This window comes from Inquilinus sp. 2KB_23, from assembly GCF_052115705.1.
In the GTDB taxonomy this organism is placed as follows: Bacteria; Pseudomonadota; Alphaproteobacteria; order DSM-16000; family Inquilinaceae; genus Inquilinus; species Inquilinus ginsengisoli_A.
In genome coordinates, this window is the sequence record NZ_JBFRHF010000015.1 from 132,128 (window position 1) to 157,882 (window position 25,755).

Below are 25,755 nucleotides of genomic sequence, written 5' to 3' on the forward strand. Positions count from 1 at the left end.
CAGGAGTCCGAAGCCGATGCTGCAGCCGCCGCCCGCCGAGCCGGGCATGCGCGAGGATGAGGTCGACACGCCGGCCCTGATCCTCGACCTCGATGCCTTCGAGGCCAATCTCGACCACATGGCCGGGCTGGCGGCGGCGGCGGGCGTGCGGCTGAGGCCGCATGCCAAGACGCACAAATCGCCGGTCATCGCCCATCTGCAGCTGGCCCGCGGCGCGGTCGGCCAATGCGTCCAGAAGGTCGCCGAGGCCGAGATCCTGGCCTGGGGCGGCGTGCCCGACATCCTGGTCAGCAACGAGGTGGTCAGCCCGCGCAAGCTGGCGCGCCTGGCCGCGCTGTCACGGCTGGCGCAGGTCGCGGTCTGCGCCGACCATCCCGACGGGGTGGCGGCGATCGAGGCGGCGGCGGAGGCCGCGGGGATCAGGCTGACCGTGCTGGTCGAGATCGATGTCGGCACCGGCCGCTGCGGTGTGGCGCCGGGGCCGGAGGCGGTGGCGCTGGCCGAGCGCATCGCCGCCAGCCGGCACCTGATCTTCGGCGGGCTGCAAGCCTATCACGGCCGGGCCCAGCACCAGCGTTCGGCCGGGGAGCGGGCCGCCAGCATCGCCGCCGCCACCGAGGCGGCGGGGCGGGTGGTGCAGGCGCTGCGCGGGCGCGGGCTGGACTGCCCGATCGTCAGCGGCGCCGGCACCGGCACCTTCGCGCTCGAAGCGGCGAGCGGCGTGTTCAACGAGCTGCAGGCCGGCTCCTACATCTTCATGGATGCGGATTACGGCCGGAACGATCCACCGCCGGCGTTTCGGCAATCCTTGTTCGTGCTGGCGACGGTGATGAGCGCGCGCGCCGGCGCCGCCGTGGTCGATGCCGGGCACAAGGCCGTCGCGGTCGACAGCGGCATGCCCCTGGTCTGGGGCCGGGACGGCATCCGTTATGAGGGCGCCTCCGACGAACACGGCCGCCTGGCGGTCGCACCGGAAGCCGGGGCGCTCAAGCTCGACGAGCGGATCCGGCTGGTGCCGGGCCATTGCGACCCGACCGTCGACCGCTACGACTGGTATGTCGGCGTCAGGGCCGGCCGGGTCGAATGCCTGTGGCCGGTCGCGGCGCGGGGCGCCATGGCCTGATCGCGGTTACCGGGAGCTCCCGGCTCAGGGCACGCGGCCGGCGACGATCACGCCGATGAGCATGGCGTAGAAGCCGCCCGCCTCCGAGTGGGCCTGCGCCTGCTCCCACCAGGTCCGTGCCCCGTCCGCGGAGACCCAGCCTTCCGCGACAGCACCCTGCAGGCTCGCCGAAAGGCCCAGGATGCTGTCCGCCAGCGCGAGGTCGCGGACACCCTGGGCGACCGGCTCGACCGAGATGTCCCGGCAGCCCGCGGTTACGAACAGGTGCGGCAGCTCCCGGCCGATGCCGCCATGGGCGGTGCGGACATCGACCCGGTGGCGACGCAACGCGCGCTGGATCTCATTGTCGCCGCCCGTCGCCAGCACCATGGTTTCCCAGTCCGGCTCGAACGCGCAGACGCGGCCACCCGGCCGCACCACGCGGACGAGTTCGCGCACGACCAGCGCGGGATCGGGCACGTGCTGCAGCATCCGCTCGACCCGCGCGGCGTCGAATTCGCCGTCGCGGTACGGCAGGGCCTGCGCGTCGGCGACCTCGAAGCGGATCGGCAGACCCAGCGACTGGGTCCGGGCCTGGGCCTGCAGGATCATCTCGCCGCTCAGGTCGGTGGCGACCACGCGGCCGGTCGGTCCCACCAGCGCCGCCAGGCGTTCGGCCTCGAGGCCATTGCCGCAGCCCACCTCCAGCACCGATGCCCCTGGCACCAGGCCCAGCCGGCTGGTGGCCCGTGCCCGGACCTCGTCGATCACATTCGCGACCAGGTCCAGATAGCGCCCGGCGGTTGCCGGATCGCTGTCCACATTGCGCCAGTCCAGGCGGCTTTCGTCCGGCTCGTACCCGTCCATATCGGCTCCTGCGTCGGGCTTCTCAAGAGATCCCGAAGCCTAGGGCGCAGGGGGAAACGTGCCAATTCCTGGAGGGTTACGGCCGCAACGCAGGCCGGGGAAACGCCGCGGCCTAGCGCCGCGGATCCAGCAGGTCGCGCAGCCCGTCGCCGAACAGGTTGAAGCCCAGCACCGAGAAGGTGATGGCCAGGCCGGGGAACAGCGACAGCCAGATGTTCACGCCCAGGAAGTTGCGCCCGTCGCTCATCATCGCGCCCCATTCCGGGGTCGGCGGCTGGGCGCCGAGGCCGAGGAAGGACAGGCTGGCGGCGGTCAGCACCACGCTGCCGGCGGTCAGCGTCGCCTGGACGATGATCGGCCCCAGCGCGTTGCGCAGGATGTGCTGGAACAGGATGCGCCACAGCCCGGCACCCAGGGCCCGCGCCGCCTCGGTGTACTCCACCTGCTTCAGCGACAGCGCCAGGTTGCGCGCCAGCCGGCCATAGACCGGGATCGAGAAGATGGCGATGCCGATCATCAGGTTGACCAGGCTGGTGCCCAGGATGCTGACGATCAGGATCGACAGCACGATGCCGGGGAAGGCGAACAGGATGTCCATGAACCAGATGATGATCTGGTCCACTTTCCCGCCGGAATAGCCGGCGAGCAGGCCGAGCGGGATGCCGACCACCAGGGCGATGCCGACCCCCAGCACGATCTCCAGCAGCGACAGCCGGGCGCCGTAGATGATGCGCGAGAACAGGTCGCGGCCGTATTGGTCGGTGCCGAACAGGTGCTCGGCGGATGGCGGCCGCAGCGCGGTGGCCAGCGACTGCTGCACCGGGTCGTGGGTGGCCAGCAGCGGCGCCAGGATGCCGGCCAGCACCAGCAGCAGCACCATGGCGCCGCCGATGGTCAGGTTCTTGTGCCGGCGCAGGATGCGGCCCAGGCGCTTGGCCCGGGACGGGCCGGCCGGAAGGTCGTCGCTGTCGGCGATCGTGATCAAAGGCCTGCCCTAGTCGAAACGGATGCGGGGGTTGATGGCGGCGATCACCAGATCGGCCAGGAAGTTGACCAGCACCACCGACACCACGGTCAGCAGGGTCACGCCCTGGATGATGGGGTAGTCGCGGTAGCGCACGGCGTCGACCAGCAGCCGGCCGATCCCCGGCCAGTTGAACACCGATTCCGTGACCACGGCGCCGCCCAAGAGGCCGCCGAAGTTCAGCCCGATGATGGTGACGATCGGGATCAGCGCGTTGCGCAGCGCGTGCTTGCGGTAGATCACCGAACTGCCCAGCCCCTTGGCCCGGGCGGTGCGGATGTAGTCCTGGCCGATGACCTCCAGCATGCTCGACCGCGTCATCCGCGCGATCAGCGCGGCCGGCAGCAGGCCGAGGGCGAGGGCGGGCATGACGTAGTTCGGCCAGCCGCCGGCGCCCAGCAGCGGCAGCCATTTCAGCTGCACCGCGAACAGGTTCATCATCATCAGCGCCAGCCAGAAATTGGCCACCGAGGCGCCGCCGATCGCGGCGATCATCACCATGTGGTCGGGCCAGGCGCTGCGGTAGATCGCGGCGAACATGCCGGCGGCGACGCCGATCAGGATGGCGAAGCTGTAGCTGACCACCGCCAGCGAGACGGTGTAGGGGAAGCGTTCGCCGATCTCGTCGATGACCGGTTTCTTCGACTTGATCGACTCGCCGAAATCGCCCCGTGCGGCGTTGCTCAGGAACAGGCCGTACTGGATGAGGAAGGGCTGGTCGAGGCCGAGGCGGGTGCGCATGCCGTCGACCGCGTCCTGGGTCGCCTGCGGCCCGGCCATGATCCGCGCCGGGTCGCCCGGCAGCATCCGCACCGCGCCGAAGATCAGGAACGACACGCCGAGCAGGATCAGCGGCAGCGCGACCAGCTTGCGGGTCAGGTAGGCCTTCATGCCGGGATGGTTCCGAGTGTTGTACGCAACCTCTCCCGCTTGGCGGGATCTTCCGGGAACTCCACCGCTCGCTCGGGCCTGAATTTTCCATCCTCCCCCTCCCCCCGCGGGAGGGGGCAGGGGGAGGGGGTGTCGATCGAAGAGAGCCGGCCCGCAGCCATCCAGGATTGCCGCCGGTTGCGGCGGTTCTTCGGCGTAGGAGCCAACGGCAGCAGACCCCTCCCCCTACCCCCTCCCGCAAGGGGAGGGGGAGGATAAGAGGGGGACCCCGCTACGCTGATGTCGGTCGCTGCGAGCATCAAGCCTTGGTCGCGCGTTCCGGGATGATCTCGCCGCCGGGCTGCAGCCAGGCGCCCTTGACGTCGGCCCGCGCCGCGGCGAGGTCGTTCGGGTAGTACAGCAGCACATGCGCCGCATCCTGGACGATGATGCGCTGGGCCTTGGCGTAGAGCGTCTTGCGCTCGGCGCTGTCGGTCGACGACCCGGCCTTGTCCAGGATCCCGTCCAGCTCGGCATTGCTGTAGAAGCCGAGATTGGCGCTCTTCGGCGACCAGCTGTCGGTGTAGTACAGCGGCTTCAGCTGCAGATCGGCGTCGAAGGTGCCGGTGGACCAGGAGGCGATGACGCTGTGCACGCCCTGGGCCGCCTTCTCCTCCGGCGTGCCGAAGGCGGCGGCGGTCCACACCCCGCTCTCCATGCGCTGGATGTTCAGGGTGATGCCGGCCGCAGCCCACATGCCCTGCAGGATCTCGGCGATCGGCGCCTCCGGCTCCTGCACCGCGACATTGATGGTGATGCCGTCGGCATGGCCGGCCTCGGCCAGCAGCGCCTTGGCCTTGGTGACGTCCAGCCCGTAGCCCTCGACCGTGGGGTCGTAGCCGAACACCGCGGGCGACAGCGGCGAGGTCGCCGGCAGGCCGAAGCCGTAGAGCAGGTTGCTGACCAGCCCGGCCCGGTCGGTGGCGAGGTTCAGCGCCTGGCGGACGCGGACATCGTCCAGCGGCGCCAGCTTGCAGTTCAGTGCCACCCAGAACACCGCGGTCGGGTTGCCCTCGATCAGCGTCAGCTCCGGGTTCGCCTTGATCGGCGCGGCGAAGACCGGCGGCAGCGGCACCACCACATCGGCGTCGCCGGTCTGCACCGCCATGTTCATGACGGCCGCTTCCTGGGTCCAGATCCACTTCAGGGTCTTGGTCGGGGCCTTGTCGCCCCAGTAGTCGGCATTCGCCTCCGACAGCACGTATTCGCCCGACTTGTACTCGGCCAGCTTGTACGGGCCGGTGCCGACGGCGGCGCGGCCCAGCGTGCCGGCCTTGTCGGCCTTCGGGCTGACGATCGAGGCCGAGGCGACGGCCATCAGCTTGAGGAAGGCGGGGTAGGGGCGCTTCAGGGTGAATCGGATGGTGTTCGCATCCGCCGCCTTGACCTCGGCCAGGATGGCGCGGAACCGCCCGCTGGCGGCCAGGCCGCGCTTCTCGTCCATGTGCCTGGCGAAGCTGGCGATCACGGCGTCGGCGCTGCAGGGCTCGCCGTCATGGAACTTGACGCCCGGACGCAGGGTGAAGGTCCAGACCGTGCCGGTGGCGTCCGTCTCCCATTTGGTGGCCAGGACGGGCACGATCTCCATCTTCTCGTTGTAGCCGGTCAGGCCCTCATACATCGGCTCGAGGATCGCCGAGGTGTAGGTGGCGGTCTGGTCCGCCGGGTCCATGCTGCGCGGCGCCTCGCTCTGCATGATCACGATCTGCGAGGCATCGGCCGCGAAGGCACCACGGCCCTTCAGCAGCGCCGCCAGCCCCACCGCCCCGCCCAGGGCCAGCGCGCCGCGCCGGTCGATCAGAATGGTCATGTCATCCCCCATTTGTTCGAATCGATCCGGCAACCTATTCGTTCAAGATGCCCGGCGATTTTGTTTGGAACGTGAAGCCTGTGGCTTGATTAAATTCAATTCGTGAACTAACTGTCAAGCAGGACGTCGGGGCCGGCCGGGGATTTCGGCGGCGCCGGCGGCCCTTCATCGGTCCTGAGGCGCATGGCCAACCCGTCGAAACGCTCCCTGCTCGAAGCCGTCACCGACCACGGGCCGCTGAGCCGGTCCGAGCTGTCGGCGCTGACCGGGCTGAGCAAGGCGGCGATCACCGGGCTGAGCCGCGAGCTGATCCAGGATGGGGCGCTGGCGGAAAGCGATGTCGCCGCCGCACCCGCCCGCCAGGGCCGGCCGTCGATCCTGCTGACCCTGAACCCGAGCTACGGCTACTTCATCGGCGCCTCGATCGTGGAGGAGCCGGTGACGCTGGTGCTGACCGACCTGCAGGGCGCGGTGCTGGGCCAGCGCAGCGCGCCATGGTCGAACGACCCGCGAGAGATCGCCGAGACCATCCGCCAGGCCGTGCCGCACCTGCTGGGCGGGGCCGGCATCCCGGCCGACCGGCTGCGCGGCATCGGCGTCGCCCTGTCCGGCCTGGTCAACAACGACCAGGACCGCTGCCTGCATTCGGCCAATCTCGGCTGGCTCGACCTGCCGGTCGCGGCGGTGATCGCCGGGGCCACCGGCGTGCCGGTGTTCCTGGAGAACGACGCCAACGCCGTCGCCACCGGCGAGCGGCTGTACGGGCTGGCGCGCGACTTCCGCACCTTCACCACCGTGACCTTCGGCGACAGCATCGGCTGCGCCCATTATGTCGACGGGGCGCTGTATCGCGGCCATGGCGGCGGCGCCGGCGAGATCGCCCATTGCACGATCGAGCCGGGCGGGCTGCCCTGCCGCTGCGGCAAGCGCGGCTGCCTCGACACCATCGCCCCGCGCCAGGCGATCCTGGCCCAGGCGCGCGAACGGGGATTGGCGGCGACGACCACGGCGGGGATCGAGGCGCTGGCGGCGCAGGGCAACACCGACGCGATCCAGATCCTGCACCGCGCCGGCGGGGCGCTGGGGCTGGCCATCGCCCATGTCATCCAGATCAACAACCCGGAATTCGTGCTGGTGGTCGATGTCGACGGCGCGCTGGGCCCGCTGTTCCGCACCGTCACCCAGCAGGCGATCGAGGCCAATGTCCTGCCGCGACTCGCCGCCTCGACCCAGATCCGTTTCCACCAGGCGACCCGCGACCTGTGGGCCCGCGGCGCCGCCAGCATCGCCGCCCACAAATTCCTGACCCGCGTCGAAGAAGGCTGAGGAATGGCTTCCCCCCGCATTGCCGTCGGCGGCATCCACACCGAATGCAGCACCTACAGCCCGGTCCTGGCGACCACGGCGGATTTCCGGGTGCTGCGCGGCGACGCGCTGACCGCCGACCCGTCCTTCGCCCTGCTGCGCGACTACGACGCCACCTTCCTGCCGACCCTGCACGCCCGCGCCATCCCCGGCGGCCCGGTCGCCCGCGCCACCTATGACGCGTTCAAGGCCGAGTTCCTGGACCGGCTGACGGCGCTGGGCCCGATCGACGGCCTCTACCTCGCCATGCACGGCGCCATGAATGTCGAGGGCATGGACGATGCCGAGGGCGACTGGATCACCGCCGCCCGCGCCCTGGTGGGGCCGGACTGCCCGATCTCGGCCAGCTACGACCTGCACGGCAATGTCAGCCAGCGCATCATCGACGCGCTCGACATGTTCTCGACCTACCGCACCGCGCCGCATATCGATGTCGAGGAGACCAAGCGCCGGGCCTGCACCATGCTGCTGCAGCGCCTGACCGGGGGCGTGAAGCCGCTGCTGCTGTGGGTGCCGGTGCCGGTGCTGTGGCCGGGCGAACGCACCAGCACGGTGGACGAGCCGGCGAAGTCGCTCTACGCGCAGCTGCCGGCGGTCGACGCGGTCGACGGCATCCTCGATGCCTCGATGATGGTCGGCTATGTCTGGGCCGACGAGCCGCGGTCGACCGCCGCCATCATCCTTACCGGCACCGATCCGGCGGCGATGGAGCGCGAGGCGGTGCGGCTGGCCCAGGCCTATTGGGATGCGCGCGACGATTTCGTCTTCGGCAGCCGCACCGGCACCGTCGATGAGTGCGTCGGCTGGGCCGTCGCCTCCGGGACCCATCCGGTGATCCTGGCCGATTCCGGCGACAACCCGACCGGCGGCGGCGTCGGCGACCGGGCCGACCTGCTGCGGGCGCTGCTGGCCCGCGACGCGCCGGACGTGCTGATCGCCGGCATCGCCGACGCGCCGGGGACCGAGGCCTGCTACCGCGCCGGGGTTGGCGCCCGGCTGCGGCTCAGCATCGGCGCGACGCTCGACACCCAGGGCAGCGCCCCGGTCGAGGCCGAGGTGGAGGTGGTGCATCTGCACGCCACCGGCGATGCGACCGACCGCCAGGCCGTGATCCGCATCGGCGGCATCCGGGTGGTGCTGACCGCGCGGCGCCGGCCGTTCCACACCATCGCCGACTTCACCAGTCTGGGGCTGCACCCGGCCGAGGTCGCGATCCTGGTGGTCAAGTCCGGCTATCTCTCGCCGGAGCTGGCGCCGCTGGCGGCCCCCAACCTGATGGCGCTGTCATCAGGCGTGGTCGACCAGGATGTCGAGCACCTGGCCCGCCACCGCACCCGCCGCCCGACCTTCCCCTTCGACCGCGGCTTCGACTGGCGGCCCCAGCCCGTCTGGTCGGCGCGGTCGCTGAAAGCGCTCGGCCGATGATGGCTTTGCCGATGGCACGGCTGATGCCGGCCCGCTCCGATTGCCTCTCCCGCCTGGCGGGAGAGGCCGGAAATCCCTTGGGATTTCCGGGTGAGGGCGGGCACCGGCCTCGACAAAATCCCCTCACCCGGAGCCGCTTCGCGTCTCCGACCTCTCCCGCAAGCGGGAGAGGCAACGCAAACACAAGCCTCCTCCCGCAGCGAAAGACCCGGCCATGACCACCCCCGTGATCGAGATCTGCGTCGAAGGCCTGGACGGGTTCCTGGCGGCCCAGGAGGGCGGCGCCGACCGCGTCGAGCTTTGCGCCAGCCTGATCGAGGGCGGCCTGACGCCCAGCATCGGCACCATCCTGGAGGTGCAGGCCCGGGCCCGCATCCCGTTCCACGTCATCATCCGGCCGCGCGGCGGCGACTTCCTGTACAGCGAGACCGAATTCGCCAGCATGCTGGCCGATGTGAAAGCGCTGCGGGAGCTCGGCGTGCCCGGCATCGTCATCGGCTGCCTGACCCCCGACGGCCGGATCGACGAGGACCGCACGGCGCAGCTGGTGCGCGAGGCGCGGCCGATGAGCGTCACCGTCCACCGCGCCTTCGACATGACCAACGACCCCGAGGAGGCGCTGGAGGCGCTGATCCGCTGCGGCGTCGACCGGGTGCTGACCAGCGGCCAGCGCCCGACCGCGACGGCCGGGGTGGAGATCCTGAAGCGCGCCGTCGACCAGGCCCGGGGCCGCATCGTGATCATGGGCTGCGGCGACCTGGACGAGACGACCATCGCCGATGTCCGCCGCCGCACCGGGCTGAAGGAGCTGCATTTCGCGGCGTTGCGGACCGAGCCGAGCGGCATGGTCTACCGCAACCCGGAGATCGGCATGGGCGGCACCGAGCTGGAGCGGGAATACACCAACACGGTGACCGATCCGGACCGGGTGCGCGCCACCATCCGCGCGGCGCGCGGCGCCTGATGGCCGAGGCCGCTGAGCCGCGGGCCCGGCGGGCCTTCGCCGACACCCTGCTGGCGGTGACGGACCTCAAGACCTATTTCGACACCGATGACGGCACCATCCGCTCGGTCGACGGCGTCACCTTCCACATCGGCCGCGGCGAGACCCTGGCGCTGGTCGGCGAATCCGGGTCGGGCAAGAGCGTCACCAGCCTGTCGCTGATGCGGCTGATCGCCAGCCCGCCCGGCCGCATCGCCGGCGGCGAGATGCTGTTCACCGGCCGCGATGGCCGGCAGCGCGACCTGGCCCGGCTGTCGGAGGCCGAGATGCGCGGCATCCGCGGCAACGACATCGCCATGGTGTTCCAGGAGCCGATGACGTCGCTGAACCCGGTCTATCCCGTCGGCGACCAGATCGCCGAGGCGGTGCGGCTGCACCAGGGGCTGGGCCGGCGCGCGGCGATGGATGCGGCGGCGCAGATGCTGGAGCTGGTCGGCATTCCGGCGGCGCGGCGACGGCTGAAGGACTATCCGCACCAGATGTCGGGCGGCATGCGCCAGCGGGTGATGATCGCCATGGCGCTGTCCTGCAACCCGGCGCTGCTGATCGCCGACGAGCCGACCACGGCGCTGGACGTCACCATCCAGGCCCAGATCCTCGACCTGATGCGCCGGCTGCAGGCCGAGATCGGCATGAGCATCCTGTTCATCACCCACAATCTCGGCGTGGTGGCCGAGATGGCCGACCGGGTCGCGGTGATGTATGGCGGACGGGTGGTGGAGGAGGGCGACGTGGTCGAGATCTTCAAGTCGCCGCGCCACCCCTACACCATCGGCCTCTTGAACAGCGTGCCGCGCACCGACTATGCCGCGGCCGACCGCGGCGAGGCCCGGCGGCTGGAGGCGATTCCCGGCAACGTGCCCAGCCCGCGGCGGCTGCCGCCCGGCTGTGCCTTCGCGCCGCGCTGCCGCCATGCGGTCGACGCCTGCGCCGCCGCCGTGCCTGATCTGGCCGACACCGGCGGCGGGCACATGTCCCGCTGCATCCGCTGGAGCGAATTCGCATGACCGCCGCGGCCATGGACCGGACTGGTCCCGTCGACCGGGTCAGCACCATCGGCCTGCCGGCGCCGGGGGAGGCGCTGCTGGAGGTCGAGGGGCTGCGCACCTGGTTCCCGGTCGGCGGCGGCCTGTTCGGGAAGAAGGGCCAGCATGTCCGCGCGGTCGAGGATGTCAGCCTGACCCTGCGCCGCGGCGAGGTGGTCGGGCTGGTCGGCGAATCCGGCTCGGGCAAGACCACGGTCGGCCGGTCGATCCTGCGCCTGACCGAACCGACGGCCGGCGCGGTGCGCTTCGCCGGCACCGACATCCTGGGGCTGTCGAAACCGGCCTTCCAGGCCTATCGGCGCGAGATGCAGATCGTCTTCCAGGATCCCTATGCCAGCCTGAATCCGCGGATGACCGTGGCGGAGATCGTGGGCGAGGCGCTGACCATCCATGGCCTGTCGCGCGGCCGGCAGCGGCCGGACCGGATCGCCGCCCTGCTGCGCCGGGTGGGGCTGACGCCGGAGGCGATGACCCGCTACCCCCATGAATTCTCGGGCGGCCAGCGCCAGCGCATCGGCATCGCCCGGGCCCTGGCGGTCGAACCCAGCTTCATCGTGGCGGACGAGCCGGTCTCGGCCCTCGACGTCTCGATCCAGGCCCAGGTGGTCAACCTGATCCAGGACTTGCAGCGCGACCTCGGCCTGACCGTGCTGTTCATCGCCCATGACCTGTCGGTGGTGGAATATCTCTGCGACCGGGTCATCGTGATGTATCTCGGCCGGATCATGGAGACGGCGCCCAGCCGCACGCTCTACACCGCGCCGCGCCACCCCTACACCCGGGCGCTGCTCTCGGCCGCGCCGGTGCCGGACCCGACCATCCGGCGCGAGCGGATCCTGCTGCAGGGCGACATCCCCAGCCCGATCAACCCGCCCTCCGGCTGCGTCTTCCGCACCCGCTGCCCGCATGCGCTGCCGGACTGCGCCACCGCGGTGCCGGCGCTGCGCGAGGTCGCCCCGGGGCACGCCAAGGCGTGCATCCGGGACGACCTCTGATCGCGGCGCGGTCTGCCGTCCGGCCGCGCGCACGGGGAGGAAGGCCGCAATCCCCCTCCCCAAAACTTCGGATCTGACCTCAGACCCGGGCGCCGAACAGGACGTCGGCGCGCACGCCCGACTGGTCGATCTCCAGCGGCGGCACCGGCAGGTCCCGCTCCGGGTTCAGCGCCACATCCTCGGGATAGCCGTCGGCCCGCAGGCGGATCTGCACCCCACCCGTCGCCGGCGCGGCGTCGATGGTGAAGATCACCGGCTGGGGCCCGTCCGCCGGGGTCAGCGCGATGGCGTGCAGCGCACCGGTGATCTCGCCGGCGAACAGCATCAGGCTGGCGCCGTCGTCGCTGCGGTAGTCGAGATTGACCATGGCGCTGCCGGCGATCCGCACCTGCCGGGCCGCGATCACCAGCGTCGCGCCCCGCAGCTTCCAGTTGAAGCGCTCGGGGATGTCGAGGATGTCGGCCTGGACGACCACCATCGGGGGATCGAGCTCGGCATCCGCCAGCTTGCGCTGGACGTCGCCGAGGTCGAGCTGCTCCGCCTGGAACGTCGCCCGCAGCGCGGTGATCCGGTCGCCGGTGGCGGTGGGGACGCTGCTCTGCCGGTCGAACGACGCGAACAGGGCCGAGCCGTCGATGATCTCTGCCGAAGCGCCCACGGTGCTGCCCATGAAACCTCCTTTGCCGGCTTGCCGCCGGATCTGTGCCGCCGGCGTCCGACGCCGCTGGCGTCGAAGGTCGACCGGGGTGTGCGGATCGGATGGGCGGCGGGGGCCGCCCCTTGGTCTCGTGGCCGGGCGGCCACGACAAGCATTCAGGCATCTGTCCGCCCGGCGGCGGTGGTCGAACGGGCGGTCTGGGGATATCGGATCCGAAGACCACCGCCGCCGATCGTGACATCACCGAAGCGAATGTTTATTTCCGGGAAGACCCGCTTCGATTGTCTTGCGGATGTTTATAGAACCAAGAATGCGCAGGCTTATGACTGGCCTGTGAACGCCGGTTCGCAAGTCGATGATTTCCTGATGTCGCGGCGTTACGCGTGGCGGCGGCGTAGCAGCACGGCCGAGGTCTGCTGCTGCACGCCGATGGTCAGCAGCACCAGGTTGTCCTGGTCGATCTCGCCATAGCGCGCGGCCAGCGTGACCGGGACCGAGGCCAGGGTCATGTTGGCGTAGTCGGCCAGCGTCGTCAGGTACTGGGCGGGCCGGATCGCCGCCGCCCACGCATCGCTCAGCACGGTGGTGGCCTGGTGCGAGATCAGCGTGATCCGGTCGGGCGACACCCGGTTGCGGCGCAGCAGCCGGTCGACGGTGCGCGGCGGCACGGTCATGCCGAATTCGTGGAAGGACTTCGCCGCCGCGGCGCCGAAATGCATCAGCGGCGCGGTGTACAGCCGCGGCGAATGCGGCGGTGTTGGATCGACCTCGCCGGCCTCGCCGGCCTCGCCGGCGTCGCGGGGCGCCACGTGGATGGCGCCGTAGAAGCTGGTGTCGGTGTCGGTGACGACATCGACCAGGGCGAAGCGGTCCTGGTCGTCGGTCACGGCGATCACCGCGGCGCCGGCGCCGTCGGCGGAGCCGATGCAGGGTGCCTCGCGATAGCTGACATGGCGGCTCCAGTTGCAGCCGCAGACCACCAGGGCGTTGCGCAGGCCGCGGCCGGTGCGGATCAGCGCCTCCGACAGCACCAGCCCGTCATTGAAGGTGGTGAATTCGGTGCCGATCGGCAGGGCCTGGCAGCGCGCCGGCAGGCCCAGGTCGCGGTGCAGCTGCACCAAGGTGTTGGGGGTGACGTAGTCGGAGACCGAGCCGCCGCCGATCAGCAGGTCGACGTCGCGGGCCTCCAGCCCGGCATCCGCCAGGGCGCGCTGCGCCGCGGCGGTCATCAGGCCGGCCAGGGTCTCGTCAGGCGCCAGCACGCGCCGCCGCTCGATGCCCTGGAACAGATCGGAATGGCTGGTGCTGTGGGTCCGGATCCAGTCGAAGACCGGGTCGTCATTGGTCCGGATCTGGTCCGGCACCGCGAAGCCGACGCCGGTGATGCGGGCCGCCTTGTCAGCCATTCAGGGTTCCTTGCAGGGGGTCATTGAGAGTGGAGGTCAGCCGGCCTGCGGCGGCGTCACGTAGTAGGGCGGGACTTCCGACCGGTCGATGTCCAGCACGATCACCTGCGGCCGCCGGCGCGTCTCGGCCTGTTCGATGGCATCCAGCAGTGCTGTGCGCAGCCCGGCCGGGTCGTTCACCCGTCGGGTGTCGGCGCCCAGCCCGGTGGCGAAGTCCACCAGGTCGGGGTTGCCCAGCTTGTAGTAGTCGGTCCAGGACGGCACCGGCGGGGCCGGGAAGAAATGCTCGTTGCCCTGGCTGACCATGGCCAGGTCGTTGTTCTCCAGCACGATCCAGATGGCGCCGATGTTGTACTGGGCGGCGGTCGAGACCTCGGCGCCATGCATCAGGAAGGCGCCGTCGCCGGTGATCGACAGGCAGGTCCGGTCCGGGGCGCCGAACTTGCCGCCGATCACGGAGCAGACGCCGAAGCCCAGCGGCCCGGTGTCGAGCGACAGGTGGATCTGGGTCGGCGGGTCGATCGCCAGGTCGTTCAGCGACCAGCCGACGCAGTTGGCGCAGTCGATGAAGATGTGGCTGCCGGGCGGCACCACCTCGTTGATCACCCGCATCGCCGATTGCGGCAGGATCGGCACGGCGTCGGAGATGCGCTTCTCCGGATCGTACCAGGGGGCGTGGGTGTCGCGGATCCAGCGGACATAGGCGCGGCGGTCGGCCACCGCAGAGGCGTCCGGCTCGACCAGCGCGCCCATGGCGCAGAGGTCGTCGATGAACTGGCCGAGTTCGCAGACGACGCCCAGCTGGATCGGATAGGTCCGGCCGATCACCGACTGGTCGGCATCGACCTGGATCAGCGGACCCTGCGGCAGCAGGGCCGGGCTCCAGTTGCTGGTCGCCAGGTTGCCCAGCATCGATCCCATCACCATCAGCGCGTCATAGGCCGGGCCGCCGCCGGCGGCGCCGACATACAGGCTGGGCCAGATGCAGCCGGCCAGGCCGAAATTGCGCAGGGCCAGGTCGTGTGTCTCCGGGAACAGCCCCTTGCCGTCGGGCGAGGTCATCACCGGGATGCCGAAGCGTTCGACGAAGGCGATGAAGCGGTTGAGACGATCGCCCTGCAGGGCGAAGCGGTTGCCATTGCCGACCATGATCAGCGGCCGCTTCGCCGCCAGCAGCAGCTCGAGCGCCTGCCGGGTGCGCTGCGGGTCGCTGGCCGTCGGCACCGTGCGGTAGTTCTCCCAGCTGGTCGGGAACGCGACGGGCACGGTCGGGGCCAGGTCCGAGACGTCGACCGGCACGCTGACATGGGTGGCGCGGAACGGGATCGACAGCGCGTCGCGCAGCGCCTGGGTGAACAGCGTGCCGAAGGCGTTCGCGTTCGGGATCATGGTGCTGTATTCGACGGCGTTCTGGTACACGCCGTTGACGTCCAGCGTGCCGTCGACGCCCTGCTGCAGATAGCCCTTGCCGAAATAGCTTTCGGCGACCTCGCCGGTGATGGTGAGGACCGCCGAATGGTCCGCCTGCGCGTTCATGGCGCCGGTCAGGGCGTTCAGGGCGCCGGGGCCGGTGGTGACCAGGACGACGCCCAGCCCCCCGGTCACCCGGTGCAGCCCGTCGGCCATATAGGCGGCGCCGGTCTCGTGCTTGCAGATGACGTAGGTGAACTCGTCCTCGCGCAGCCGCAGCTCGTTCAGCAGGTACATGATGCCGCCGCCCGGGATGCCGAAGATGTGCTTGACGTCCTCGAGCTTGAGATAATCGAGCAGCAGCTGCGACACGGTCCGGCCGGTCACGGAGCGGTAGTAGCTGGTGATGGGCAGCGACATGGGACGGTCTTTCCGGAAGGGGCGGCGGGGCGGGTCCGATCAGGCCGCAGAGGCCAGGCCGATGTCCAGTGCGGCCAAGCCGAAATGCCCGGTCAGCATCATTTCGGCGGTCTGCAGCGCGCCTTCGACCCAGCCCTGGTAGGTCGAGTAGGATTCGCCGCAGACATAAACCTCGTCCTGCGCCACCGGCTTGACGATCCTGGGCATCACCGCCTTGGTGTCGACGCCGATGTTCCAGGAATGCCAGCCGCCGCCATAGGGGTCGTCGCCCCAGTCGCGGAAGGCCGCGGCATAGGGCGGCGGCGCGTCCGGCAGCCCGTGCACCTCGCCCAGCTGACGGTGCGCCTCGGCCACCATCMGCGCGCTGATCCGGTAGGGGTCGCCCAGGCGGGGGGTGTCCGCCGCGACGAAGGGGTTGGGCTGGGTCTCGAAGGGCGGGCCGCTGCTGCGCACCCCCTCCCAATAGTCGACCGACACGCCGTCGGTGTAGGCCGCGACCAGCAGCGAGTTGGTGTTGTTCGGGTCGCCGCCCGGCTGCTCGCCCTCGGTCTCGAAGTAGTAGACCTGGCGCAGCGGCAGGTCGGTGACCGAATCGCCCGAGGTCAGGCCCAGCATGTGCCACCAGGGCTGCGGGTAGGCCAGGGCGAACTTGTACAGGGCGTGGCCGGTGACGGTGGACAGCAGCTCCGATACGCCCGGCTTGGTGAAGAACTCGGTCGGGCCGGCCCGGTTCAGTGGATGCTCGGCGATGCGGTTCAGCGACCGCTGCGGCATCGCCAGGATCAGGCGGCGGGCCAGCACCACATGGTCATGCGCGATGCCGTGGTCGTGGAAGGTCAGGGCGTACAGGCCGTCGCGCCGCCGGGTGAAGGCGATCAGCTCCTGCCGCAGATGGACCTCGCCGCCGGCCGCGACGAAATCGTCGCGCAGCCGCCAGGGCAGCGCCTCATAGCCCTCGGGCAGGCTGTAGTACTGGGTGGCGTCCGGGTCGGTCGACCAGTCCTCCATGTACCAGGGAATGGCCTCGGCCGCGTTCCAGTTGGTCAGCACGGTGTTGAAGCCGCCGCCGTCCAAAGCGAGGTTGTAGGCCTCGACGCTCAGCAGGTTCAGCAGCACCTGCCAGAAGCCGTGCTGGCGCAGCGGGAAGCCGTTCAGCGTGGCGACGGCGCAGGCGGCGCGCAGCTGCTCGTTGGTCATCGCGGTGGCGCCGGGGATGATGGTCTCGATCGCCTGCACCACCAGCTGCGACGGCGACTTGCCGCGCTCCTGCTCGGTCAGCCAGTACGGCACCAGGCTGGGGTCGGAATACTGGCCGACCTGGAAGCGGTGGGCACGGAGGTAGGCCAGGTTGTGGCTGCCGCCCATCGGGAACGGGATCGGCGCGAAGCCCAGCTGGTGGATCAGGGCCCAGATGATCGACTGGGACTTCATGATCCGCATGCCGCCCAGCTCGACCGGCACATGCGGCATGCCGGGCAGGCGGATGGTGTCGAGCCGGCCGCCGATGCGGTCGCTCATCTCGAACAGGTGGATGCCGCTGGCGGGGATCTTGGAATCCGGCGCCGTGGCCAGCCGCCAGCCGCTGTACACGCCGCCCATGCCGCCGCCGATGATGGCGCAGTCGATCACGCCGTCAGGTCCCGTGCCCATGATCCTCACCCCTTCTGGACGTATGGTCTGCCCGGACGCCGCGAACGGCATGTCACAGGCTCACGATCTGGTCGACCGCCTCGAGCGAGGCGATCAGCGCGCCCTGGATCCACGCCTGGTCGAGCGAGCAGTGCTCGCCGGCGAAGAACATCCGGCCCTCGGGCCTCTTGCCGTCGAGGAAGATGGCGCCGAGCTGGTTCGGCTGCAGGAAGGCGAAGGCGCCCGCCGACCATTTGTGCGACTGCCAGCAGATCGACGCGGAGTCGACGACGATGTTGTCGTCCATGATCTCCGGGTGGTAGCGGGCGATGCCGCGGCGGACCGCTGCCACCTGGGCGTCCGGCTCCATCAGCCCCAGCCGCAGCGCGTCGTCGCCCCAGCAATAGGCGCCCAGCAGCGCGCCGGGCAGGCTGGCATCGGCGTTGGGGGCGGGCCCCGTCCGTTCGGAATGCGCCGGGCCGGTGTGCGGGTTGGACCAGCCGTTCGCCGGCACCGGGCCGCGCTCGACCTGCAGATGGTCCATCGGATAGTAGGTCTGGCGCTGGATCCCGTCGGAGATCGAGGCGCCGCCATAGATGCCGTAGCGCGACTGCCAGAACCGCTCGCGGCAGTCGAGGATGACCTTGGTCGAGGCGGCGTAGGACATCTCGCTGATCGACTGCAGCTTGCGGTAGCTGAAGCCTTCGAGGTCCAGGCGCCGCATGATGCCGAAGGGCAGGGTGCACATCACATAGTCGGCGGTCAGCATCTGCGGCCCCTCGGGGCCGACATAGCCGATCTCGACGCTGGTCTCGGACGCCAGGCGCAGCCGGGTCACCTCATGCTGCAGCCGGACGGTGCCGGGACGTAGCATCCCAGCCAGCGTCTCCGGCATCTGGCTCATGCCGCCATGCAGCGTGGTCAGGTTGTTGCCGGTGCCGACGATGGTGTCGCGGATGAACATGGTCACCGCCTTGTCCAGCCACACGATCAGGCTGGTGTAGGCCCCGACCAGCTGCTTGACCTGCTGCGGCAGCACGGTGTCGAGGAAGGCGCCCAGCGACAGGCTGTCGAGGTAGCGCAGCCGGTCGGTGGTCAGCTCGCCCTTGAACAGGCTGTCCTGCTCGAATGGGGTCAGGGGCGCGATGGCGTTGGCCAGCACCCAGCCGAAGATCGCGCCGCCCGGGTCCTGCGGATAGGCGTCGGCCGGCGTCGGCGGCGTTTCCGGCAGGCCGTAGCGGGGATAGACCCGGCTGCGGCTGTCGCTCAGCCGGCAGACCACCTGGTGGATGTCGAGGAAGTTCTGGTCGACGCTGTTGACGAACGGGATCAGCCGGCCCGCCAGGCCGGCCTGGTCGATGTAGTAGTGGGTGTAGTCATGCGCGCCGGGGACCCGCATCGCCCCCAGCTCGTTGTAGCTGCCGTCCTTGAAGTGGTGGGTCAGGATGCGGCCGCCGACCCGCTCGCTGCCCTCCAGGACGGTGACGCTGTGGCCGAGCTGCTGCAGCTCGTAGGCCGCGACCAGGCCGGTGATCCCGGCGCCCAGGATCACGACATGCTTCTGGCCGTGCCCGGCATTGTTTCGCCGGATCCGTTGCAGCATCTCCCCGATCGGGACATGCGGGTAGGTCGGGGCATTCTGCTGCTCGGACATACTTGCCTCCTTGCCTGACTCGGGTCTGACAAGATCCGTTCGGGGATTTATGCTCAATTTTCGCTAAATACTTATGAATCCTAACCCGCCCGATGGTGCGATTCCTGTCGATCCGTCACCAGCGGCTGTCGAATTCTGTCGACTCGTGTAGCATGGTGGTCTTCGCGTGATGTGAACAAGACTTGAATGGCCGTTCGCATGGTGGCCGCGGGATGCGGCGCCGGGTAAGGATGGCCGATGGACGGGCAGGGCTGATGACCAACACGGTGGCGGGTCCGGTTTCGGGGCCCGGGACGCGGCGCGACCGTCTGGTCGTGGTGGAGGACGATCCGGTCACCCGCTCGATGATCGCCCGCTATTTCGCCGAGCAGGGGTTCGAGGTCGAGGAGGCGGCGACGGGGGCGGAGTGCCGGCGGGCGCTGAAGCAACGGCCAGCCGACCTGATCTTCATCGACATCCAGCTGCCGGATGGCGACGGCTTCGACCTGGCCCGCGAGATCCGCGCGGCCAGCGCGGTCGGCATCATCTTCGTCACCCAGAAGGACAGCGAGGTCGACCGCATCCTGGGGCTGGAGCTGGCGGGCGACGACTACGTCACCAAGCCGGTGAAGCTGCGCGAGCTGCTGGCCCGCGCCCGGTCGCTGCTGCGCCGGCGCGAGCTGGAGCGCGACTCGGCGCGCGGCCGCACCGTGATCACCTTCGATTCCTGGCTGCTCGACCAGACCCGGCGCGAGCTGACCACGCGGGACGGCGTGCCGGTGCGGGTGACGCGCGGCGAATTCGACCTGCTGGCGGCGCTGGTCCAGGCCAATGGCCGGCCGCTCAGCCGCGACTACCTGATCGAGGTGGTCAGCAACCGCGACACCGAGGTCGGCGACCGCACCGTGGACGCGCTGGTGGCGCGGCTCCGGCGCAAGCTGCAGCCGCCGGAGGGCGGGCCGCCGGTCATCGTCACCGTGACCGGGGTCGGCTACAAGCTGGGGGTCCGCACCGACGCGAGAGGTTGAGCCGCCCGCATCTGCGCAAACAGCGCCTGCAGCGAGGCGCGGCGCAGCGGCAGCAGGCCTGCCGCCATCTCCACCAGCGCGTCGACCGGCGCGTCCTCCCCGGCGCGGGCCTCGATCGTCGAGGCGCCGCGGGCCAGCTGCACCAGCCCGATGGCGCCGGCCGAGCTGCTCATCCGATGGGCCAGCCGGGCCAGCGCCGGGCGGTCGCCGGAGGCCGCCGCGGCCTCGATCGCCTGGATCATCGGCCGCGAGATGCGGTGGAACATCAGCGCCAGCCGGGCCAGCTCGGCCACGCCGAGGATCTCGTAGCGCTCTGCAAAGAAGTCGTCATCGACCAACGTTGTCGCATCCGTCGGCGCCGCCGGCGGGTCGGCCGGTCGGTCGGCGTCGGACACGGCGGCCAGCATCCGGCGCAGGGCGTCGAGCTGCAGCGGCTTGCCCAGGATGCGCTCGATCCCGGCCAGGGCGCAGCGCTGCCGGCTGCCGTCGGTCAGGTCGGCGGTCAGGGCCAGGATCTGGACATGCGACCGCTCGCCCGGCAGGGCCCGGATGCGCCGCGTCGCCTCCAGCCCGTCCATGCCGGGCATGTGCAAATCCATCATCACCACGTCGAAGCCGACCGTCGCCGCCGCCTCGATGCCGGCCTGGCCGCTGTCGGCCAGGGTCACACGATGGCCCAGCCGGCCCAGCAGCCCGGCGGCCACGGCGCGGTTGATCGGATCGTCGTCGACCACCAGCACCGACAGGGCGGGGCCGGCAGCGACCGGGGCAGGGGCCTCCGGCACCGCGGTGCCCGGCGCCACCGGCACGGTCAGGCGGAAGGTGCTGCCGGCGCCGGTGTCGCTCTCCAGCGTCAGGGTGCCGCCCAAGAGGCCGGCGATCCGCCGGCAGATCGCCAGGCCCAGGCCGGTGCCGCCATAGTGCCGGGCGATCGAGGTGTCGGCCTGGATGAAGTCGCCGAACACCCGCTCATGCATCTCCAGGGCGATGCCGATGCCGGTGTCCTGCACCGCCAGGCGCAGGATCTGCCCCGGCTTCGCGGCCGCCGGTTCGAGCGCGACGGAAACGGCGATGCGGCCCTGCGAGGTGAACTTGACGGCGTTGCCGAGCAGGTTGAGCAGCACCCGGCCGAGGCGACGCGGGTCGCTGTAGAGGATAGTGTCCGGCGGCGCGTCGATCGCCAGCGCCAGCACCAGCCCCTTGGCCGCGGCCTGGGGGCGGATCAGCTCGACCGTGTCGCCGACCAGGCGGTGCAGGTCGAAGTCGCGCAGGTCCAGCGCCTCCTGGTCGTTCTCCAGCCGGGCGTAGTCGAGGATGCCGTCGATCAGCTCCAGCAGCGACCGGCCGGATTCCTCGGCGATCTCGAGATAGCGCCGCTGCTCTCCCTCCAGCCGGTCGCGGTCGAGGATCTGCAGCATGCCCAGGACGCCGTTCATCGGGGTCCGGATCTCGTGGCTGACCACGGCCAGGAAGCGGGATTTGGCCTGGTTGGCGGTCTCGGCCGCGCGCTTGGCCCGCCGCGCCTCGCGCTCCTTGGCCACGGCGCGGTTGCGGGCCTCGGCCAGCTCCGTGGTGCGTTCGGCCACCTTCTGCTCGAGTCCTTCATTGGCGCGCAGCAGGTCGGTCCGGGCGGTGTCCAGCGCGGCGAACAGCCGGGCATTGGCCAGCGCGATCGCCGCCTGGGCCGCCAGGACGTGCACGATCTCCAGCCGGCGCGGGCTGAACACCCCGGCGGCCAGGTTGTTCTCGAGATAGACCAGCCCGTCGACCTGGCCGCGTTCGTCGAGCGGGGCGCACAGGACTGAGACGACGCGCTGGCTGCGGATGTAAGGATCCGTGGAGAATTCAGGCGAATGCTGGGCGTTGTCCAGCACCAGGGCCTCGCGAGTCCGCAGCACATAGGACAGGATCGACTGCGGCACCGCCCGGCTGTGCTCCAGCCGCGACGAGTCCTGGCCGAAGCTGGTGGCGATGTCGCCATGGCGGCCGATCGCCTCGACATGCAGCCCGTCCTCGCGCCGCAGCACCAGCACGCCATAGGCGGCGCCGGCGCTCTCCTGGATCGCCGCCAGCACCATGTGCAGCAGGCGCTGCAGGTCGATCTCGCGTGAGATCGAACGGGCGGCCCGCAGCGCCGCGCGGAAGTCCAGGCTCTCCTCGGTCGACACGCTGGTGGAATCGATCTGGGACGAGCGGCCGCGCAGGGCGCGCACGGCCAGGCGCGGGAACTCCGCCTCGATCGCCGTGCGCTTCGCCGCGGCGCCCCAATAGCCGTACAGGGTCGCGGCCTCGCGCAGATGGGCGGTGGCGGCGACCTCGTTGCCGAGGCCCAGGCAGAAGCGGCCGGCGCATTCATTGGCCAGCGCGGTGTAGTGCACGAACTTGCCGGCCTCGGCGCCGCGGATGGCGTCGCCATACAGGTGCAGCGCGTCGGCGGCCCGGCCCTCGACCCGCGCCAGCTCGGCCTCGACCAGGCTGTGCATGTGGCCGAAATTGTGGGGGTTCAGCACGCTCCAGCCCTGCAGCCGGGCCCGGGCGGCGGCGAAGTCCGACCCCTGCGTTGCCCCGACGGCCAGGGTGGCGAGCAGCAGGAAGGTGGTGCCTTCGGCCTCGATGAAGTTGTTGGCGACGGCGGGCAGGGCCTGCGGCAGGGCCTCGGCATAGGTCCGGGCCGGGCCGAGGTCGCGGAACAGCACCGCCAGCTGCAGCTTGCGCACCAGATAGTAGGCCCGCTCGGGGACATCCAGCGTCGCCACATGGGCCAGCTCCTCCGCCACCGACAGCGCCCGCTCATGCGACAGCGAGGTCGGCGCGGCGGTTTGGCCCATCAGGGCCTCGGCGAATTCGACCTGGATGCGGCAGTGGTTGGCGGCCGTCCGGTTGTGCCGGCCGATCAGGCGCAGATGGTCGGTGCCGATGCGGGCCACCTCGGCCAGGGCCCCGCCGTCGCACAGCAGATGGATGGCATAGGTGGCGGCGTGGTAGGAGCCGAACTGCATGTCGCCCATCTCGAAGCCGGCGCGGATGCCGTCGAGATTGAGCTGCAGCGCGTTGCCCAGCGGGTGCAGCCAGTGCTGCAGGAAGTAGGTGTAGACGAAGGTCACGCTGGCGGTCAGCGGGTGGCCCAGCCGCTCGTCCAGGGTGATGGCGACCTGGGCGAAGCTGTCGGCCAGGGCGGTGTCGCCGGTCAGCCCGCGCAGGGTCAGCGCCAGGGTGATGACGATGCCGGGGGCCAGGCTGTCATGGCCGTGCCGCAGCATCAGGTTGGCGTTGCGCAGCGCCATCAGCGCGAACAGCTCAGGCTGCAGCGAGTCATGGGCGTCCGGCGCCAGGCGGAACAGCAGCTGCATCGCCCCGGCCAGCCGGCCGTCGGTCAGTCGCGGCAGGTCCAGCAGGGCCTCGGCGGGCCGCCCGGCCATCAGCGCCTGGAAGGCCTCGAACTCCGCGCCCACCGCCGCCCGCTGCGCCTCCTGGGTCGCGGGCAGGTCGATGTCGGCCAGGCGCAGCGCGGTCAGCCCGGCACTGATCGCCTGGGCGTACAGCGCCCGCGCATCCAGGGAGAGCACCTTCAGCAGGTGCAGGCGCAGGCGCCGCTCGTCGTCCCGCAGCCGGCCGAGCAGGTCGTCGAACGCCGCCTCGAAGCCGGCATGGTCCTGGGTCAGCACCCGGCATTCGGCCAGCAGCAGCGCGGCCTCGGCGATTTCGTCGGGACCGGTGTCCCACAGCGCCGGATCGATCAGGCGCATGCCGGTCTCGGCATAGTCGCGCGCCGGGCCCAGCGCGGCGGCGGCCCGGGCCCGGCGGGCGGCGAGCAGGTTGATCGCGGCGCAGCGGGCGCGGAATTCCGGGTCGTCGCCCGGGTCGCCGGCGCCGTTGAGGTGCAGGGCGATGGTGAAGGCCGCCGCCGGCAGGTCTTCCGGCCGAGTGGTGTCCAGCAGGTGCAGGCCGATGCGGCGGTGGATGGCGCAGCGATCGGTGGCCAGCTGGTGGGCGGCCTCGCGGATCCGGTCATGGGCGAAGCCGTACTCGCCGTCGCGGACCACCAGCATGCCGTCCGAGACTGCCGCGTCCAGGGCGCGGCGCAGCGCGGAATCCTCCAGCTCCAGGACCCGGCCCAGCACCGCGGTGTCGATCTGCATGCCCAGGCAGGCGGCGGCCGTGATCGGCCGCTGCACCGCGGGCGGCAAGTGGCCGATCCGCCCGGCCAGGAAGCCGACCACGTTGTCCGTTGCCTCGACCTGGGCGATGCGGTCGAGGTTCCAGCCGCCGGCGGCGCCGATCGCGCCGGTGTCCCACAGATGCTTCAGCAGCTGGCGCACGAACAGCGGGTTGCCCAGCGTCTTGGCGTGGATCAGCGCGGCAGCGGCCGCCGCCTGGCCCGGCGTGGCGCCGGCGACGCCGGCGAGCATGGCCCCGATGTCGCCCGGCTCCAGCGCCGCCAGCGCGATGTCGCGCCGGTCGGCGATGTGCTCGGCCAGGATCGCCAGGATGTCCGGCAGGGCGGCGCCGTCGTCGGCCGCCTCGTCGCGGCAGGTGGCGATCAGCAGCAGCCCGCCCGAAGCGGCGGCGCTGCAGATCGGGGCCAGCAGCTCGCCGCTGGCCTGGTCGGCCCATTGCAGGTCGTCCAGCACCAGCACCAGCGGATGCTCCGGCGCGGCGAAGACGGCGACGAAGTCATGCACCAGCTGGCCGAGCCGGTGCCGGGCCTCGACCGGGGCCAGCGACGGCAGCGCGGGCTGCGGCCCGATCAGCTGCCCCAGCACCGGAACCAGCGCGACCAGGGCGCCGGCATTGCGGCCCAGGGCGGCCGCCAGGGCCTCCCGCCACGCCGCCACCCGCTCATCCGGCTCGGTCAGCACGCCGCGGATCAGGGCGTCGAAGCCGCGCGCCAGGCCGAGATAGGGCATGTCGCGCTGCTGCTGCTCGAACTTGCCGACGGCGAAGCGGCCGCCGGCCTCCGCGACCGCATCGCGGATGCCGTGGGCCAGGGCGGATTTGCCGATGCCGGCGGCGCCGCCGATGCGCACGAACACCGTGTGCCCGGCCGCCGCCGTCCCCACCGCGTCGCGCAGCGCCGCCAGGGGGGCGGCGCGGCCATGCAGCGTCGGGTCGGACTCGAAGGGCACGGCGCCGCCGCCGGCCTTGAGCGCGAAGGGCGCGATCCGGCCGGTCGCCGCCAGCGCGGCGCGGCAGCGCTCCAGGTCCGCGGCCAGGTCGGCGGCGCTGCGGTAACGCTCCTCCGCCTGCTTCATCAGCAGGGTCTGCACGATCTCGGACAGGATGGCGGGGACCTCGGGCGCAATCGCCTGCAGCGGCGCGGGCCGCTTCGCCAGATGGGCGTGAAGCAGCTCGATCTCCTCGGCCCCTTCGAAGGGCGGCCGGCCGGTGAACAGCTGGTACAGCACGGCGCCGAGGGAATAGAGGTCGGCGCGGTGGTCGACCGGGCGGTTCATCCGGCCGGTGCGCTCGGGCGCGACGGCGCTGAGGTCGACCACCGCCGGCATGGCGTCCGCCGCGATGGTGGCGCCGGGGGGCAGCGCGACGGCGCCGCCGAAATCGATGATATTGACCCGCCGGTCGGCCGGGTTGACCACGATGTTGTCGGCCGAGATGTCGCCGTGCAGGGCGCCGGCCGCATGGACATGGGCCAGGCCGCGCGCCGCGGCCGTGGCCGCCTCCAGCCGGTCGGCCAGGGCCGGCCGGTGCTCCTGGACCCACTCGGCCAGGGTGATGCCGCCGATGTCCTGGAGCATCAGGGCGGGCCCGTCCGGCGAGGTCGGCAGCAGCGCGACGGCCTTGACCACGTCGTCGCTGGCGAAGCGCGAGATCAGGCCGTGCTCGTGGCGCAGCCGGTCGATCAGGCTGACGGTCGCCTCGGCGCCGCCGGCCTTCAGGATGACGCGCCGGCCGGTGCGGTCGAGGGTGGCGGCGAACACCGTGGTGCCGGCGGTGCGGCGGATGTCCTCGCCCCTGGTGTAGCGGTGCTCTTCGTCCGACACGTCCG

At 71.0% G+C, this 25,755-nt stretch carries 17 protein-coding genes; 7 read left to right on the top strand and 10 right to left on the bottom strand.

Annotated elements, in window-relative coordinates; translation table 11 throughout:
* Positions 1 to 16 precede the first annotated feature (16 nt).
* Positions 17 to 1,123, top strand: coding sequence for a DSD1 family PLP-dependent enzyme (locus AB4112_RS20065; RefSeq protein ID WP_441722508.1), 1,107 nt, complete (start codon positions 17 to 19; stop codon positions 1,121 to 1,123).
* 24 nt (positions 1,124 to 1,147) lie between these two features.
* Here AB4112_RS20065 and AB4112_RS20070 read toward each other — a convergent pair whose 3' ends face one another.
* From AB4112_RS20070 to AB4112_RS20085, 4 genes are all read right to left on the bottom strand, one after another.
* Complete coding sequence (locus AB4112_RS20070) at positions 1,148 to 1,969, bottom strand: methyltransferase domain-containing protein (RefSeq protein WP_441722511.1); 822 nt, start codon at positions 1,967 to 1,969, stop codon at positions 1,148 to 1,150.
* A gap of 112 nt (positions 1,970 to 2,081) precedes the next feature.
* Positions 2,082 to 2,954, bottom strand: coding sequence for an ABC transporter permease (locus AB4112_RS20075; RefSeq protein ID WP_441722514.1), 873 nt, complete (start codon positions 2,952 to 2,954; stop codon positions 2,082 to 2,084).
* Between the two features lie 9 nt (positions 2,955 to 2,963).
* Complete coding sequence (locus AB4112_RS20080; protein ID WP_309793233.1) at positions 2,964 to 3,884, bottom strand: ABC transporter permease; 921 nt, start codon at positions 3,882 to 3,884, stop codon at positions 2,964 to 2,966.
* Positions 3,885 to 4,182: 298 nt separating this feature from the next.
* Complete coding sequence (locus AB4112_RS20085; protein ID WP_441722517.1) at positions 4,183 to 5,733, bottom strand: ABC transporter substrate-binding protein; 1,551 nt, start codon at positions 5,731 to 5,733, stop codon at positions 4,183 to 4,185.
* 183 nt (positions 5,734 to 5,916) lie between these two features.
* Here AB4112_RS20085 and AB4112_RS20090 point away from each other — a divergent pair, with 183 nt between their 5' ends.
* From AB4112_RS20090 to AB4112_RS20110, 5 genes are all read left to right on the top strand, one after another.
* Positions 5,917 to 7,059, top strand: a complete 1,143-nt coding sequence (locus AB4112_RS20090; RefSeq protein ID WP_441722520.1) for an ROK family protein — start codon at positions 5,917 to 5,919, stop codon at positions 7,057 to 7,059.
* 3 nt (positions 7,060 to 7,062) lie between these two features.
* Positions 7,063 to 8,523 (top strand): M81 family metallopeptidase, encoded by a 1,461-nt coding sequence (locus AB4112_RS20095; protein WP_441722522.1) that lies wholly within the window; start codon positions 7,063 to 7,065, stop codon positions 8,521 to 8,523.
* Positions 8,524 to 8,737: 214 nt separating this feature from the next.
* Positions 8,738 to 9,487, top strand: coding sequence for a copper homeostasis protein CutC (locus AB4112_RS20100; protein WP_309793239.1), 750 nt, complete (start codon positions 8,738 to 8,740; stop codon positions 9,485 to 9,487).
* Complete coding sequence (locus AB4112_RS20105; RefSeq protein WP_309793241.1) at positions 9,487 to 10,533, top strand: ABC transporter ATP-binding protein; 1,047 nt, start codon at positions 9,487 to 9,489, stop codon at positions 10,531 to 10,533. Before AB4112_RS20100 ends, AB4112_RS20105 begins: the two co-directional genes overlap by 1 nt.
* On the top strand, positions 10,530 to 11,567 hold the full coding sequence (locus tag AB4112_RS20110) for an ABC transporter ATP-binding protein (protein ID WP_309793242.1): 1,038 nt from the start codon (positions 10,530 to 10,532) through the stop codon (positions 11,565 to 11,567). The genes AB4112_RS20105 and AB4112_RS20110 overlap by 4 nt, the downstream gene beginning before the upstream one ends.
* Positions 11,568 to 11,646: 79 nt before the next feature.
* On the opposite strand, the gene AB4112_RS20115 is transcribed toward AB4112_RS20110, so the two are convergent.
* The 5 genes from AB4112_RS20115 to AB4112_RS20135 all read right to left on the bottom strand — a co-directional run bounded on the left by AB4112_RS20115 (position 11,647) and on the right by AB4112_RS20135 (position 18,744).
* On the bottom strand, positions 11,647 to 12,237 hold the full coding sequence (locus tag AB4112_RS20115) for a hypothetical protein (protein ID WP_309793243.1): 591 nt from the start codon (positions 12,235 to 12,237) through the stop codon (positions 11,647 to 11,649).
* 365 nt (positions 12,238 to 12,602) lie between these two features.
* Positions 12,603 to 13,631, bottom strand: coding sequence for a 3-oxoacyl-ACP synthase III family protein (locus AB4112_RS20120; RefSeq protein WP_309793244.1), 1,029 nt, complete (start codon positions 13,629 to 13,631; stop codon positions 12,603 to 12,605).
* A 36-nt stretch (positions 13,632 to 13,667) separates the two neighbouring features.
* Positions 13,668 to 15,461 carry a thiamine pyrophosphate-binding protein gene (locus tag AB4112_RS20125; RefSeq protein WP_309793245.1) on the bottom strand — a complete coding sequence of 598 codons (1,794 nt, stop codon included), beginning with the start codon at positions 15,459 to 15,461 and terminating at the stop codon, positions 13,668 to 13,670.
* Between the two features lie 39 nt (positions 15,462 to 15,500).
* Entirely contained in the window at positions 15,501 to 17,111 is a 1,611-nt protein-coding gene (locus AB4112_RS20130; protein WP_441722529.1) for a flavin monoamine oxidase family protein, read from the bottom strand.
* A 52-nt stretch (positions 17,112 to 17,163) separates the two neighbouring features.
* Positions 17,164 to 18,744 (bottom strand): flavin monoamine oxidase family protein, encoded by a 1,581-nt coding sequence (locus AB4112_RS20135; RefSeq protein ID WP_441722532.1) that lies wholly within the window; start codon positions 18,742 to 18,744, stop codon positions 17,164 to 17,166.
* 254 nt (positions 18,745 to 18,998) lie between these two features.
* Between AB4112_RS20135 and AB4112_RS20140 the strand changes: the two genes are divergently transcribed.
* Positions 18,999 to 19,751: a response regulator gene (locus AB4112_RS20140; protein WP_441722535.1), complete on the top strand. Its 753-nt coding sequence runs from the start codon at positions 18,999 to 19,001 to the stop codon at positions 19,749 to 19,751.
* On the opposite strand, the gene AB4112_RS20145 is transcribed toward AB4112_RS20140, so the two are convergent.
* Positions 19,715 to 25,750, bottom strand: coding sequence for an AAA family ATPase (locus tag AB4112_RS20145; protein ID WP_441722538.1), 6,036 nt, complete (start codon positions 25,748 to 25,750; stop codon positions 19,715 to 19,717). The two genes, AB4112_RS20140 and AB4112_RS20145, sit on opposite strands and share 37 nt — an antisense overlap.
* Positions 25,751 to 25,755: the final 5 nt, after the last annotated feature.